The 13738-nt window shown below is 63.4% G+C and carries 14 protein-coding genes; 1 reads left to right on the top strand and 13 read right to left on the bottom strand.

The annotated features are described in order from the left end of the window. Positions 1 to 14: 14 nt before the first annotated feature. From PCE31107_RS21690 to ndk, 3 genes are all read right to left on the bottom strand, one after another. The gene (locus tag PCE31107_RS21690; protein ID WP_165385265.1) at positions 15 to 1043 is read right to left on the bottom strand and encodes a RodZ domain-containing protein; all 1029 of its coding nucleotides are present in this window, start codon (positions 1041 to 1043) and stop codon (positions 15 to 17) included. Positions 1044 to 1304: 261 nt separating this feature from the next. Continuing rightward, positions 1305 to 2426, bottom strand: a complete 1122-nt coding sequence (gene rlmN / locus PCE31107_RS21685) for a dual-specificity RNA methyltransferase RlmN (RefSeq protein WP_130025655.1) — start codon at positions 2424 to 2426, stop codon at positions 1305 to 1307. 59 nt (positions 2427 to 2485) lie between these two features. Continuing rightward, positions 2486 to 2911 carry a nucleoside-diphosphate kinase gene (gene ndk / locus PCE31107_RS21680; RefSeq protein WP_017231638.1) on the bottom strand — a complete coding sequence of 142 codons (426 nt, stop codon included), beginning with the start codon at positions 2909 to 2911 and terminating at the stop codon, positions 2486 to 2488. A gap of 444 nt (positions 2912 to 3355) precedes the next feature. Here ndk and PCE31107_RS21675 point away from each other — a divergent pair, with 444 nt between their 5' ends. Next, positions 3356 to 4021 carry a Bax inhibitor-1/YccA family protein gene (locus PCE31107_RS21675; RefSeq protein WP_369751541.1) on the top strand — a complete coding sequence of 222 codons (666 nt, stop codon included), beginning with the start codon at positions 3356 to 3358 and terminating at the stop codon, positions 4019 to 4021. 231 nt (positions 4022 to 4252) lie between these two features. Here PCE31107_RS21675 and rlmD read toward each other — a convergent pair whose 3' ends face one another. From rlmD to PCE31107_RS21630, 10 genes are all read right to left on the bottom strand, one after another. Continuing rightward, a complete protein-coding gene (gene rlmD / locus PCE31107_RS21670) occupies positions 4253 to 5800 on the bottom strand; it encodes a 23S rRNA (uracil(1939)-C(5))-methyltransferase RlmD (RefSeq protein WP_425494744.1) in 1548 nt (515 codons plus the stop codon). A gap of 111 nt (positions 5801 to 5911) precedes the next feature. Further along, the gene (locus tag PCE31107_RS21665) at positions 5912 to 6688 is read right to left on the bottom strand and encodes a 3'-5' exonuclease (RefSeq protein WP_150610622.1); all 777 of its coding nucleotides are present in this window, start codon (positions 6686 to 6688) and stop codon (positions 5912 to 5914) included. Between the two features lie 114 nt (positions 6689 to 6802). Beyond that, complete coding sequence (gene rpoS / locus PCE31107_RS21660; RefSeq protein ID WP_130025653.1) at positions 6803 to 7888, bottom strand: RNA polymerase sigma factor RpoS; 1086 nt, start codon at positions 7886 to 7888, stop codon at positions 6803 to 6805. Positions 7889 to 7903: 15 nt separating this feature from the next. Then, positions 7904 to 8677, bottom strand: a complete 774-nt coding sequence (locus tag PCE31107_RS21655; protein WP_246181936.1) for a peptidoglycan DD-metalloendopeptidase family protein — start codon at positions 8675 to 8677, stop codon at positions 7904 to 7906. 86 nt (positions 8678 to 8763) lie between these two features. Then, on the bottom strand, positions 8764 to 9912 hold the full coding sequence (locus PCE31107_RS21650; protein WP_150610620.1) for a protein-L-isoaspartate(D-aspartate) O-methyltransferase: 1149 nt from the start codon (positions 9910 to 9912) through the stop codon (positions 8764 to 8766). Then, complete coding sequence (gene surE / locus PCE31107_RS21645) at positions 9909 to 10670, bottom strand: 5'/3'-nucleotidase SurE (protein ID WP_150610619.1); 762 nt, start codon at positions 10668 to 10670, stop codon at positions 9909 to 9911. The genes PCE31107_RS21650 and surE overlap by 4 nt, the downstream gene beginning before the upstream one ends. 164 nt (positions 10671 to 10834) lie before the next feature. Further along, a complete protein-coding gene (locus tag PCE31107_RS21640; protein ID WP_017231422.1) occupies positions 10835 to 11653 on the bottom strand; it encodes an ABC transporter permease in 819 nt (272 codons plus the stop codon). Between the two features lie 33 nt (positions 11654 to 11686). Then, complete coding sequence (locus PCE31107_RS23825; RefSeq protein ID WP_281352594.1) at positions 11687 to 11809, bottom strand: hypothetical protein; 123 nt, start codon at positions 11807 to 11809, stop codon at positions 11687 to 11689. A gap of 6 nt (positions 11810 to 11815) precedes the next feature. Next, complete coding sequence (locus tag PCE31107_RS21635; protein ID WP_130027800.1) at positions 11816 to 12628, bottom strand: ABC transporter ATP-binding protein; 813 nt, start codon at positions 12626 to 12628, stop codon at positions 11816 to 11818. Further along, positions 12628 to 13659, bottom strand: a complete 1032-nt coding sequence (locus tag PCE31107_RS21630) for an ABC transporter substrate-binding protein (protein ID WP_017231419.1) — start codon at positions 13657 to 13659, stop codon at positions 12628 to 12630. Before PCE31107_RS21630 ends, PCE31107_RS21635 begins: the two co-directional genes overlap by 1 nt. Positions 13660 to 13738 lie beyond the last annotated feature (79 nt).

Raw genomic sequence — 13738 nt, 5'->3', positions numbered from 1 at the left:
ACCCTCTTTCGGTCTCACTGCAGCGTCAGACGCGCCACATTACCCGCATTGCGGGACTTGATCTCGACCGGTTGACCGTTGAATTCCAGCGATTCGACGCCCGCCACGTTGCCCACAACGATCTTGAGCGGCGCATCGCCCGTAATTTCCTGTGCGGTGCCAGCGCGCATCAGCTGGGAGAACAGCACCTTGCCCCCCTTCGAACGCACTTCGACCCAGCTATCGGATTTCAGCCGCAACGAAATTTTGCCAGTCCCGGGCGCGACCGCGCTGACCACAGATGCCGGCGTGGGTGCCGCCGCCGACGGCGAACTCGCCCCGGCGAGCCCGGCAACCACATGCGTCGGGTCGGCCGCGGCGAGCAGGCCCGGGCCCGCCGCCGTCGTGGCCGAAGCACTGTCGACCGTGCTTTCCGTATTGCCGATGTTCGCGCTTTCCGCGCCCGGCGGCGTGCCATTGGCGTCGGCAACCACTGGCTGGCTGGCGGGCTCCACACCCTGCGCCGACACAGCGCTGGCCAGCTCGGCCGGCTCGACCGACCCACGGCCCGCCTTGTGAGCGTTGCCGAAGTACCACGCGGCGCCCGCGATCACGACCAGAGCCACCAATGCCCAAGGCCATTTGGCCTGCGACGCGGCGACCGGCGAGCGGAAACGCACCGGGCTCTTCGGGATGCTGGGCTGGCCCACCGGCGCCTGCGGAACATCGACGGCAGCGGCGCGGCCGAAACTGCGCAGCGGCTCGATCATCGGCTCCGGGTCGGCCCCGAGCATACGTGCATAACTGCGCACGACCCCCAGAATAAACGGGATTTCCGGCAGCGCTTCCCACTCGCCGGTTTCCAGACGCTTGAGCTTTTGCACCGAGATTTTCAGGCGCGCCGACACGTCTTCGATCGACATGCCGCGCTTCTCGCGCAATGCGGCCAGTTGCGCCCCCACCTGCGCCCCCAGCTCAGCCCATCCGGCGGCCGCGCCCTGTGACGCGCCCGGGCCCTGAGCCTCGGCTTGCCCGCCGGCTTCCGCCTGATTCTGGTTATCCATCGATACGCCCCCGTTCGTAAGCAGCCGCCCGCAGCGGCTGAGGATATGCTGACCACAATTCCCCGCCATCACCCGCCGTGCGCGCGGCGTAAGGATCTGCTCGGCGCATCAGAAGTTTCTGCAAGGAACTGAAGGAATCGCGCAGGACACAAAACGCGCCCTGCGCAAGGAATGCTGTCGTGCGAGACAGATCCGACGAGCGACATGGCACGCGCGGGGCCGACGGCCCTCGCCACGGTCCGCGCTCGCCCATGCGCAACGTCATACGGTACGCACCTCGACCGCGATTTTCCCGAATTTACCGCGCTGTGCAAGTCGCGTGCGATCCTGCACCTCGCCGGCGAGTTGACCGCAAGCGGCGTCGATATCGTCGCCGCGCGTCTTTCGTACGGTCGTCACGAGGCCCGCGTCGAGCAGAATTTGCGCAAAGCGCTTGATCTGCGGATCCTTCGAGCGCAACAGCCCGGACTCGGGAAACGGATTGAACGGGATCAGATTGAATTTGCACGGCACATCGCGCGTCAGTGCGACCAGCTCGCGCGCATGCGCCTCGGTGTCGTTCACACCGTCGAGCATGCAGTACTCGAACGTGATGAAATCGCGCGGCGCCACTTCCAGGTAACGCTCGCACGCGCCCATCAGCTCGCGTAACGGATATTTCTTGTTAAGCGGCACGAGGACATCGCGCAGCGCGTCGTTCGGCGCATGCAGCGACACCGCCAGCGCCACGGGCAACTCCTGGCCCAGCCGATCCATCATCGGCACGACACCCGAGGTCGACAGCGTGACACGGCGTCGCGACAACCCGTAGGCGTTGTCATCGAGCATCAGGCGCATCGCCCCCACAACATTCTCGAAGTTGAGCAGCGGCTCGCCCATGCCCATCATCACCACGTTGGTGATAACACGCTCGTTCTTGCCCTCGCGTCCGAGGTCGCGGCGCAATGCGAATTCGGCCATCCACAACTGACCAATGATTTCGCCGAGCGACAGATTGCGAGAGAAACCCTGCTTGCCGGTCGAACAAAACCGGCAATTGACAGCGCAGCCCGCCTGCGAAGAGACGCAGAGCGTGCCGCGCGTTTCCTCGGGGATGTAGACCGTCTCGACGGCATCGCCGTTGCCCACGTCCAGCAGCCATTTGCGCGTGCCGTCAGCCGACAGGTGGTCGGTGATGACATCGGGCGACGCGATCGTCGCGCGTGTGTGCAACTTCTCGCGCAGCGACTTGGCCAGATCGGTCATGCCGTCGAAATCGGCGGCGCCCATCTGGTGGATCCAACGCTGGAGCTGGCGGGCACGGAACGGCTTCTCGCCGAGCGAGCCGCAATAGGCGGCCAGACCGTCCGGATCGTAATCAAGCAGATTCGTGAGGTTGGTCATGACCTTGGTCCTTCAACATCCCTTCGGTAACTTCCTGCCATGGAGCGGCTAGACGCGACTTAGCGCGCGTAGACGTTCATGCCCGGGAAGAAGAACGATACTTCCACGGCAGCCGTTTCAGCGGCGTCCGAGCCGTGCACGGCGTTGGCGTCGATGCTGTCGGCGAAGTCGGCGCGGATCGTGCCCTTCTCAGCCTTCTTCGGGTCGGTTGCACCCATCAGATCGCGATGCTTCGCCACGGCGTTCTCGCCTTCCAGAACCTGGATCATCACCGGGCCCGAGACCATGAAATCGACCAGATCCTTGAAGAACGGACGTTCCTTGTGCACGGCGTAGAATTGCTCGGCTTCGGCGCGCGACAGATGCACCAGCTTGGCAGCAGCGATCTTCAGGCCCGCGTTCTCGAAGCGGCTATAGATCTGGCCGATCACGTTCTTGGCAACGGCATCGGGCTTGATAATCGACAAAGTGCGTTCGACTGCCATGAAAAACTCCAAAAAATTAAGCAGTTATACAACCAACATGAACCCGTGATTGTAGCACGAAGGCTGTTATGATGGGGATGGAACCTACAGTGCGCATACCGCTCAAACGCAGGACGGCCGGGACGATCCGGCTTGTCGTGAAGTCAGGATCATCGCGGGATTCCGACACCTTCCCTACATGGGATGGTTGGACAAGGACGCGGCGGATTGAAATTCGGGCATTCGCCCTGACATTTTGAGAAGCGTCCGAGCGCTTTCCCCGCCATCTTTCGGTATCCTGTGACTTCGACGACGAGCCAGACGAATGGCTGCGGGGGATCGACCGGCGACAAAAGCCGGTTGTCGTAAGCGTCAAGAGGCGCTTGCCGGCCCCGCCGGCGGGCACAATGACCACGGAGAACACAAGATATGAACCAGGATTTCCAACGTTTCGGCTACGGCGGGATGCGCGACGTCACGACCGTACAGATGCGCAACAAGGTGCTGCGCAATACGTACTGGCTGCTCGCGTTGTCGATGCTGCCGACGATTGCGGGGGCCTGGCTGGGCGTGAACTATGGCTTCGCGCTGTTCGCGGGCAGCCCGATGGTCAGCATGATCGCGTTCCTCGCGATCGCATTCGGCTTCATGTTCGCCATTGAGCGCTTCAAGAACAGCGGCGTGGGGGTGGCGTTGCTGCTGGGCTTTACGTTCTTCATGGGATTGATGCTCACACGGTTGCTGAGCTTCGTGCTGGGATTCTCGAACGGCGCATCGCTCATCATGATGGCGTTCGGTGGCACCGCCGTGATTTTCGGCGTCATGGCAACGGTCGCCACTGTCAGCAAGCGCGACTTCAGCGGGCTGGGCAAGTGGCTGTTCATGGGCGTGCTCGTGATCCTGCTGGCCTCGGTCGCCAATATCTGGCTGCAACTGCCGGCGCTGATGCTGACGGTCTCGGTGATCGCCATCGCCATCTTCTCTGCGTACATCCTGTTCGATGTGCAGCGTGTCGTGAATGGGGGCGAGACGAACTACGTCACCGCGACGCTGGCCATTTACCTTGACCTGTACAACATTTTCACCAATCTGCTGGCCATTCTCGGCGTGCTCGGCGGCAATCGCAACTGACACGACCGGCAGGTGGTGCGGCGGGCAACTCCGCACCACGCCATGGAAGCGAAAAAGCCAGTCCTTCAGGACTGGCTTTTTCTTTGTGTAACGCGATTTTGCGATGTGTGGCCCACCCGATGCGCTAGTGGGCCGGGGCGCTCAGCCCCGCACTTCGCCCGCCCGGCGCCATCGGCCGCTGCGGCGCCGCGGCCACCGCAACCAATGGCCAACGCCAACCATCACGTCCGATCAGGCCTCGTCGTGAATCACGCCGTCGCCACCGGTAGCACCGGCAATCGCTTCAACGCCCTCAATGCCCTGAATGCCCTCGACGCCCTGATCGGCGGAAGCATCCGACGCCGACACCCGCACCGTCGGCACCCACGGCTGGCCGATGCTCTCATGCTCGAACACGGCCATCGACTCGACGTGCGACGTGTGTGGGAACATGTTCACCACCCCGGCCAGCGTCAGGCGATAGCCCGCCTCATGCACGAGCACGCCCGCGTCACGCGCCAGCGTTGCCGGACTGCAGGAAACGTAGACGATGCGCTTGGGCAGGCCGTCGTAGCCCTGCTGCGCCAATTCGGCGAGCGCCTTCGATACCGCCAGCGCCCCTTCGCGCGGCGGATCGATCAGGTAGCGGTCAAACGCACCCAATGCGCGAATATCCTCCGGTGTGATGTCGAACAGGTTCCGGCACGCGAATTCGGTCCGCTCGGCCACGCCATTACGTTGCGCGTTCGCGAGCGCGCGCTCCGTGAGCGCGGTGCTGCCCTCGATCCCCATGACGGTGCCGGCGCGACGCGCCAGTGGCAGCGTGAAGTTCCCCAGGCCGCAGAACAGATCGAGCACACGCTCATGCGACGCCGGCGCCAGCAAGCGTAACGCGCGATGCACGAGCACACGGTTGATCTGATGGTTGACCTGCGTGAAGTCCGTCGGCTTGAACGGCATCCGGATCTGATATTCCGGCAGGGTGTAATGCAATTCCGGATCCAGCGGGTAGAACGGCACCGCTGTGTCCGGCCCCTTCGGTTGAACCCAGAACTGCACGTGATTTGCCTCAGCGAAGGCGCGCAGAAGGTCTTCGTCCGCTGGCGTGAGGGGCTCGAGAATACGCAGCACAAGCGCCGTCACCTCGGCGCCGATCGCCAGTTCGATCTGCGGCAGACGTTCCCGAATGGACAGCGACTCGACCAGGCGCCGCAACGGCACGAGCATGTCCGAAACGTGGCGGGGCAGCACTTCGCACGAGTCCATGTCGGCCACGTAGCTGCTCCTGCGCTCATGGAATCCGATGAGCACGCCCCCCTTTTTCGGGACGTACCGCACCGTCAGACGTGCGCGGAAACGATAGCCCCAGTCCGGCCCCTGGATGGGCCGAAGGATAGCTTCGGCCTTCACCTTGCCCAGGCGCGCCAGATTGTCCTCGAGCACACGCTGCTTGATAGCGATTTGTGCACGCGGTTCGAGATGCTGCATCGAGCACCCACCGCACTTGCCGAAGTGCGGACACTGCGGCCTGGCGCGCATCGGGCTGGCGCGCAGCACATCAACGGCTTCGGCCTGCTCGAATTTGGGTTTGCGACGATAGCTGAGATAGGTGACGCGTTCGCCCGGCAGCGCGCCTTCGACAAAGATCACCTTGCCGGGCTTGTAGTCCGGTGTACCCGGCTCGCCCTCGGGCGCGGTGCGGCCGACGCCGCGCGCTTCCATGTCGAGCGATTCGATATCGATAATGCCGGGCTCGGCAGCCGGCCGGCCGCGTGAGGAATTTCGGGAGGAGCGGGTCACGTGGTTGTTCTCGTGTGCGACAGCAAACCAAACATTTTAATCGATTCGCTCGCCACTGACCTACGCTCGTTCGCGCAGCGCCGACATTCCCCCCGTCACAAACTCAGGCGATCACGCCCAGGCGGCGAGATATTCCTTCCAGTGCGGCGCCGCTTCCTCTTCGAGCGAGCGTCTCACGAATTCGATCTCCTGCGCGTACTCGGCCTGACGCAAGCCGCCCCGCATCAACTGAAAGCGGCAATAGACGAGATACGTGTTCACCACGTCCGTCTCGCAGTAATTTCGAATCTCCTCAAGCTTGCCCGCGCGGAACGCTTCCCAAACCTTGCTGCCGTCCATGCCAAGCTTGCCGGGAAACCCGCACAGCTTGGCCAGGTCGTCGAGCGGCGCGTTTGCACGGCCCTGATACATCGCCAGAAGATCCATCAAATCCAGATGACGTTGGTGATATCGGCTGATGTAGTTGTTCCACTTGAACTCGCGATCGTCCTCACCCATGTCCCAATAGCGCGGCGCGGCAATGCCGTGAATCATCGCGCGGTAATGCAACACGGGCAGGTCGAAGCCGCCGCCATTCCACGACACGAGTTGCGGCGCGTACTTCTCGATCGTGCGGTAGAAGCCGGAGACGAGTGCCTCCTCGCCATCGTCGAGCGTACCGAGGGATTTCACACGAAAGCCGTCGCGATCGCGAAACACGCACGAGATTGCCGCAACGCGCTGCAAGTGCAACGGCAGGAAGTCGTGCCCCACCTTTTCACGGCGGGCGGCAAAGGCGGCGTCGGCCACGGCATCGTCGGACAGCCCGGCGTACGCCGGCTCGAGCTTGCGCAGGCCGTCAACGTCGGGGATCGTTTCAATATCGAAGACGAGGACAGGAGATGACATGGTCAGAATGTGAAGTGAAATTCAGTGCGCGCCGCCGCATCACGGCAACGTCGTGGCATTCGCCCCCCGACGGCGCGGGCGGCGGATGGCGGCGGTCGTCGAGGTCGACACCAATCAGAGCACGGCGTCCTTGCGCACCCCGTTGGATGCGAAATAGCGCTTGAGCTTGACGAGCGCCTCTTGCTGGATCTGTCGCACGCGCTCGCGCGTCAGCCCCATTTCGTCGGCCAGTTCTTCCAGCGTGGCAGGTTCCACACGGTTGAGTCCGAACCGTCGCTCGATGACGTAGCGATGCTTGGTGGACAGGCGCGAGAGCCAAAGGCGCATGAGGTCTTCCAACTCGCGATGCTGTACCTCCTGCTCCGGGGCCGCACTGTGATCATCCGAGAGCAAATCGAGCAAGCTACTGCCCGGATCGATTTCCAGCGGCGCGTCGAGCGACGCTACATGCTCGTTGAGCGCGAGGATGTCGATCACCTCTTCGGGCGTTTTGCCGGTCAAATCGGCAATGTCTTCGATACTTGCGTCGCGCTGCTCGCCACCATCGACATACGCCGCACTCTTTTCAAGATGACGCTTCGCGCGCAGCACCTGGTTGAGTTCGCGAATCACATGCACCGGCAAGCGCACGGTGCGCGCCTGATTCATGATGGCGCGCTCGATGCTCTGGCGAATCCACCACGTGGCATAGGTGGAAAAACGAAACCCGCGCCCCGGGTCGAACTTTTCAATCGCATGCATCAAGCCGAGATTACCCTCCTCGATCAGATCGAGCAGTGGCACACCGCGATTGAGATAGCCCTTGGCAATGCTCACAACGAGACGCAAATTGCGCTCGATCATGACCTGACGGGCCGCAAACTCGCCAGCCTGGGCACGCGTGGAGTAATCGAATTCTTCCGCGGGCGTGAGCAGCGGTTTGACGCTGATACGGTTGAGATAGTGCTGGACGGTATCCGCCGTGAGTTCGGCCTGCAGCACCGTGCCGAAGTCCTCGGCCTCGGGCTTGCGCTTGCGGGCGGCGGTACCGGCTTCGGCCGCGTCGGACGACGACACGTCGTCGTCCTCCGCCGCCTCGCGCTCGTCGAAAGCGTCGTCCACGTCCTCGTCCTGCCGGGATTGCCGATCGTCGACTTCCTGATCGGGCTCCGGGGCAGCGAGGTCTTCCTCTTGCGAAGTGCGACGCTTTCTCTTGAGCATTCGACCCTGCCTAGTTTATTGAGGCGGCAAATACTTCATCGGATCTACAGGCTTGCCGTCGCGACGTACCTCGAAATGCAGCATGACACGATCCGCATCCGAGTTGCCCATTTCGGCAATTTTCTGACCCCGCGTGACGGAGTCGCCTTCCTTGACCAACAGTGTGCGGTTGTGCGCATACGCCGTCAAGAAGGTAGCGTCGTGTTTGATGATGACGAGGTTGCCATAACCGCGCAGGCCAGCCCCTGAATACACGACCTTGCCCGCTCCCGCCGCATAGACAGGCTCTCCGACGGTCCCGCCAATGTTCAGGCCCTTGTTCTTCGAATCGTCGAAGCGGCCAACGACATTGCCCTTGGCCGGCCACGACAATTGCAACTCGCCACTCGACACAGCGGACGGTGCGGACGGCGCGGCCGTCGCCGACGCGCTGGCCGGCGGCGTCACGACCGCCGGTGGCACCGAGGCCACATTGTTGCCGGCGAGCGGCGCCGGCAACGGCGTGCCGGTATCCCCGGCGGGTGGCTTCACACGCAAGACCTGGCCAACCTCGATCTGATCCGCGTTCTGGATATTGTTCCAGCGCGCGATATCGCGATAGTTCTGACCGTTCTCCAGCGCGATGCGATAGAGGCGATCGCCGGGCTTTACGCGGTAATACCCCGCCGGCACCGGCGTGTTGTCGATGACAGGCGCTGCGCCTGGCGCACTACCGTCGGTCGCCACACCGCCTACGGTACGGTCGACGACCGGCGCCCCGACTTGTCGCGATGCGCACGCTGCCAGCATGCTCAGCAACAGGACGCTGGCGACGCGTTGTTGGAAACCCGCTCGCAAATTCACTCAAATCCTCCGCAGAATAAGGCCCGTCGGGCTTAGATGATGCCCGATTTTAAGGGGACGAATAACACCCTATCAAGCTGGGTCTCGCGCCACTGGCGCGTACCGGTGCGCTCGATGAGGGTCAAAATCTGTTGCTCACCGCCCACTGGCGCGATGAGGCGTGCGCCAACGGCGAGTTGATCGATCAGCGCGTCCGGGATTTCCAGTCCGGCAGCGGCAATCACAATGCCGTCGAACGGCGCGACCGCCGGCAGCCCTAGCCGCCCGTCTCCGTAATGCAGGCGAATATTCGGCACCCGCAGCGGTCGCAAGTTGGCCTTGGCACGCTCATGGAGCGGACGCACGCGTTCGATCGAGTACACGTCGCGCGCCACACACGACAGGACCGCCGCCTGGTAGCCGCATCCCGTGCCGATTTCCAGCACCTTCTCCAGCGGACGCCCGCCAGCAAGCAGCAGCTCAATCATGCGCCCGACGACCGATGGCTTGGAAATCGTCTGCCCGTGACCGATCGGCAGCGCCGCGTCTTCATAGGCCTGATTGGCGAGCGCCGCGTCGACAAATCCGTGACGCGGCACCGCGGCCAGCGCCGCCAGCACACCCGGGTGTTTGACGCCGGATGCGGCTACGCGTTCAGCCATCCGCGCGCGCACCCGCTCGGAGGTCAGTCCGATGCCATCCGGCGAATTCCCGAGCGCCGAGGCGCTCGCGCGTCCCGTGCCACCCGCCGAAACCTTCGTTGCCGTCACCCCACGCACCGCGCCCCTGGCACCGACGGCCGCGCCCGGCTGGGCATGCCCCGTCCCCGTTGTCTTGACGGTGGGCCGCGGCGCACCTTTCGCAGCATGCGGCGCGGGCTGCGCGTGGGGGGCGGACGCGGGTCGCGCAAGTCCTTTCGGTACGACCGCGTGCGGCGTCTGTGCGCCGCCGGGACGCGCTGACGCGCCGGCCATTGGCGTCGCGGCAGCCCGCAGGCCGCCGTGTGTATTCGGAGAAAGATTGCCGCCAGTCGGCGTCTTTCCGTTCCCTTGACTTGCGGGCACCGCGGCGCGCGTCATCGCGGCAGGCGGCGCGCCGGCGGGACTGGCCCGCGACGCCTTGTCGAGCACCGGCGCCTGACGTTGCCGACGGCTCATCACATCGGCCAAGGGAAGAGGAAAACGCTTTGGCGGTGTCGTCATCGTTGGGTCACCCCTGCGCTGGCCAGCCAGTCGTGCACGACGCCAAGTCGTGCGGTATGCGTGAGATCCAGTTGCAAGGGGGTGACCGAGACGTAATCGTGCGCCACGGCATGAAAATCGGTGCCTTCGCTGCTGTCGCGCGCGTCGCCAGCCGGCCCGATCCAGTAAATCGTTTCGCCGCGCGGATTCTCCTGACGGATCACCGGCTGCGATTGATGCCGTTTCCCAAGTCGCGTCGCCACTGCGCCCTTAAGGCGGTCGTACGGCGAATTGGGGATATTGACGTTCAACAGGAAGGGCGCGCCCAGCGGGCGCTCCATATACCGCTCGACGACCTCGCGCGCCACGCGCGCCGCGCTATCGAGGTGATCCCAGCCTTTATGGACTTGCGAGAAGGCGAACGAGGGAATCCCGAACAGAAACCCTTCGGTGGCCGCCGCCACCGTGCCGGAGTAGAGCGTGTCTTCGCCCATGTTCTGGCCGTTGTTGATGCCGGACACAACGATGTCGGGCCTTTCTTCGAGCAGCCCGGTCAGCGCGATGTGCACGCAATCGGTTGGGGTGCCGTTGATGAACGTGAAACCGTTGCCGCCTTGGAACACCGACAGCGGCCGTTGCAGGGTCAGAGAATTGGACGCACCACTACAGTTCTGTTCGGGCGCCACTACGGTAATGTCGCCAAGCGGAGCCAGCGCTTCGTAAAGCGCGGCCAGGCCAGGCGCCTGATACCCATCGTCGTTGCTGAGCAGGATTCGCATGCGGCAATTGTAACCGAGGAAAGGTGCCCGGATATGACGCCGTCACAGCATCACGCCTGTCGTTGCGGCGATTCGGTGGCAACACAACGGCCACGGATCTACCACAAATTTGCCGCCATGCCGTCACGACCGCCGGCGACCTCGGTGTCGCCAGCGGCCATACCTCACATCTTCTCGGTCTCGCCGGCCTGCGGCTGCCACACGAGCAAACGCCGTTCGACCACACCCACGAGCCCGTCGAGCACGAGGGCAAACGCCGTCAGGATCAATACGCCGGCAATCACGGCGTTGATGTCAAACGTGCCTTCCGCTTGCAGAATCAGGTAGCCCACGCCGCGCGCCGACCCCAGATACTCCCCGACCACTGCACCGACGAACGCGAGTCCGACCGAATTATGCAGGCTGGAGAACACCCAACTGGTGGCGCTCGGCAGATACACGCGACGCAGCAACTGGCGCTGATTCGCGCCCAGCATGCGGGCATTCGCCAGCACGACCGGACTGACTTCCTTTACGCCTTGGTACACGTTGAAGAACACGATGAAGAACACCAGCGTGACGCCCAGCGCGACTTTTGACCAGATGCCAAGCCCGAACCACACGCCGAAGATCGGCGCGAGAATCACGCGGGGCATCGAGTTGGCCGCCTTGATGTACGGATCGAACAGCGCACCGGCGCTCGGCGAGAGCGCCAGCCACAGTCCCACCGCCAGCCCGAACACCGTGCCGATGACAAAGGCGAGCACGGTCTCGAGCAGCGTGACGCCGAGATGCAGATAGATCTCCCCGCCGGCGAACCACTGCCAGATCTGGAGCAATACCTTCTGCGGCTCGCCAAAGAAGAAAGCCGCCTTGTCGGGGCTGTCGAAGTAGAACGCGGGGAGCAGCGTCGGGCTCGTCAGGACGTACCAGACGAGAAAAGCCACCACCAGCAGCAGCCATTGCCACAACCGCAAGTGCCGCATGATCGAACGATTACGCATGACGAACGAATTCCGGGAATATCAGACGAGCGATCAGACAAGCCAATCGAACCCACCAAAGCCATCCGGCAAATCGAACCCATCCAGCCAGTCGAGCCAGTCCAGCCATTGCCCCCAGCCGCACCCGCCGAACAGAAAGTCGGTGATTTGCCACACGACGTGTCAGACTGCCTTCAACTGTTGCGCATAGCCCTTGAGCACTTCCTCTCGCAGCACGTCCCAGATCTGGGCGTGCAGCTCGGTGAAGCGCGAATGCGTGCGGATTTCCGCCACATCGCGCGGACGCGGCAGATCGATGCGGAACTCCCCGATCGGATGCGTGCCCGGCCCTGCCGAGAGCACCACGACACGGTCCGATAGCGCTATCGCCTCGTCCAGATCGTGCGTGATGAACAGCACCGCCCGGCGCTTGGCCGCCCACAGATCGAGCAACTCGTTTTCCATGAGCTGACGCGTCTGGATGTCAAGCGCCGAGAACGGCTCGTCCATCAGAATGATGTCCGGATCGAGAATCAGCGTCTGCGCCATGGCCACGCGTTTGCGCATGCCGCCCGAGAGCTGGTGCGGGTAGCGATCGCCGAACCCGCCCAGCCCCACGCGCTTGAGCCACTCGTGTCCGCGCGCCTTCGCTTCATCGGCCGATACGCCACGGAACTCCAGCCCCGCGGTCACGTTGTCGATGGCGTTGCGCCAGGGCATCAGCGCTTCGGCCTGGAACATATAGCCGGCGCGCGAATTGATGCCCTTGAGCGCCTCGCCGAACACCTTGACGGTGCCGGACGACGGCACCAGCAGCCCGGCAGCGACGTTGAGCAACGTCGACTTGCCGCAACCGGTGGGGCCGACGACCGAGACAAACTCGCCCGGCGCAATGTCGAGCGACGTGTCGGCCACGGCCGTGTATCGCTTCGCGCGATCGTCTCGCGCGACGAACGTACACGTAATGCTGTCGAAACTCAGAGCCGGCGCTGTCATCATTTGTACTTGGCGTCGGCCTTCTTCGTGAATTCGTTCGTGAACGTCTTCGCCAGATCGATCGGCTTGCCCTTGACGGACTCGTCGAACGCCTGCAACGTGCGCAGCGCCGTGGCCGGGCCGTCAGCGGGAATCAGGCCGTCCGGGGACATAGCCTCTTTCACGCGGCCCCAGGCATCGAGGTACAAGGCGCGGTCGCCCAACAGATAGGCGTCGGGTACCGTCTTGATGATGTCCGCCGGCCCAGCCGTCTGAAGCCAGCGCAACGCACGAACCATGGCATTGGTCAGCGCCTGCGTCGTATTCGGATTCTTCTGAATAAACGATTCGTTCGTGTACAGGCACCCCGCCGGCATATGGCCGCCGAACACCGACACCGTCTCCTTGAGCGTACGCGTGTCCGAGATCACGCGGATCTCCTTGTCGCGCTCGAGCATGGTGATCACCGGATCGAGGTTGACGATGGCGTCGATATTGCCCGAGCGAATCGCGGCGAGCGCACCGGACGACGCGCCGACACCAACGAACGCTACCTCGTTGGGCTTGACGCCGCCCTTGGCCAGCACGAAGTTCGCCATGATGTTGGTGGACGAGCCCGGCGCCGTCACGCCGATCTTCTTGCCACGCAGGTCGGCCAGCGACTTGTAATTCGGCATGGTCTTGTTCGACACGCCGAAGACGATCTGCGGGGCGCGCCCCTGCAGCACGAACGCGCGGATGAACTGGTTTTTCGCCTGCAACAGGATCGTATGTTCGTAAGCGCCCGACACCACGTCGGCGCTACCGCCCACGAGGGCTTGCAACGCCTTCGAGCCACCGGCGAAATCCGAGATTTCGACGTCGAGACCTTCGTCCTTGAAGTAATTCAGGCGTTCGGCAATCGTAAGCGGAAGGTAATAGAACAGGTTCTTGCCGCCGACGGCGATCGCGACCTTGGTCTTCTCGAGTTTGCCTTGCGCGAAGCTCGGGCGAATGCCTGCGCCGATCAAGCCGGCTGCGGCCAGCGTCGTGACGAACTGACGTCTTTGCATGAGGTTTGTCTCCGTGGTTGCAGCGTTTTTTCTTGGTGTAACGTGCTTATTCGCGAGCCGCGGACAGTGCCGCGCCCCG

The sequence above is a fragment of the Pandoraea cepalis genome (assembly GCF_902459625.1).
GTDB lineage: Bacteria > Pseudomonadota > Gammaproteobacteria > Burkholderiales > Burkholderiaceae > Pandoraea > Pandoraea cepalis.
The sequence above is the reverse complement of the archived record's forward strand: the minus strand, read 5'-3'. Positions and strand labels throughout refer to the sequence as shown.

Bases quoted from the DNA above. Each gene is read 5' to 3' on its own strand.
- PCE31107_RS21690 (WP_165385265.1), bottom strand. From the start codon at position 1,043: ATGGATAACCAGAATCAGGCGGAAGCCGGCGGGCAAGCCGAGGCTCAG.
- rlmN (WP_130025655.1), bottom strand. From the start codon at position 2,426: ATGACCAACCTCACGAATCTGCTTGATTACGATCCGGACGGTCTGGCC.
- ndk (WP_017231638.1), bottom strand. From the start codon at position 2,911: ATGGCAGTCGAACGCACTTTGTCGATTATCAAGCCCGATGCCGTTGCC.
- PCE31107_RS21675 (WP_369751541.1), top strand. From the start codon at position 3,356: ATGCGCGACGTCACGACCGTACAGATGCGCAACAAGGTGCTGCGCAAT.
- PCE31107_RS21665 (WP_150610622.1), bottom strand. From the start codon at position 6,688: ATGTCATCTCCTGTCCTCGTCTTCGATATTGAAACGATCCCCGACGTT.
- rpoS (WP_130025653.1), bottom strand. From the start codon at position 7,888: ATGCTCAAGAGAAAGCGTCGCACTTCGCAAGAGGAAGACCTCGCTGCC.
- PCE31107_RS21655 (WP_246181936.1), bottom strand. From the start codon at position 8,677: ATGCTGGCAGCGTGCGCATCGCGACAAGTCGGGGCGCCGGTCGTCGAC.
- PCE31107_RS21650 (WP_150610620.1), bottom strand. From the start codon at position 9,912: ATGACGACACCGCCAAAGCGTTTTCCTCTTCCCTTGGCCGATGTGATG.
- surE (WP_150610619.1), bottom strand. From the start codon at position 10,670: ATGCGAATCCTGCTCAGCAACGACGATGGGTATCAGGCGCCTGGCCTG.
- PCE31107_RS21640 (WP_017231422.1), bottom strand. From the start codon at position 11,653: ATGCGTAATCGTTCGATCATGCGGCACTTGCGGTTGTGGCAATGGCTG.
- PCE31107_RS21635 (WP_130027800.1), bottom strand. From the start codon at position 12,628: ATGACAGCGCCGGCTCTGAGTTTCGACAGCATTACGTGTACGTTCGTC.
- PCE31107_RS21630 (WP_017231419.1), bottom strand. From the start codon at position 13,659: ATGCAAAGACGTCAGTTCGTCACGACGCTGGCCGCAGCCGGCTTGATC.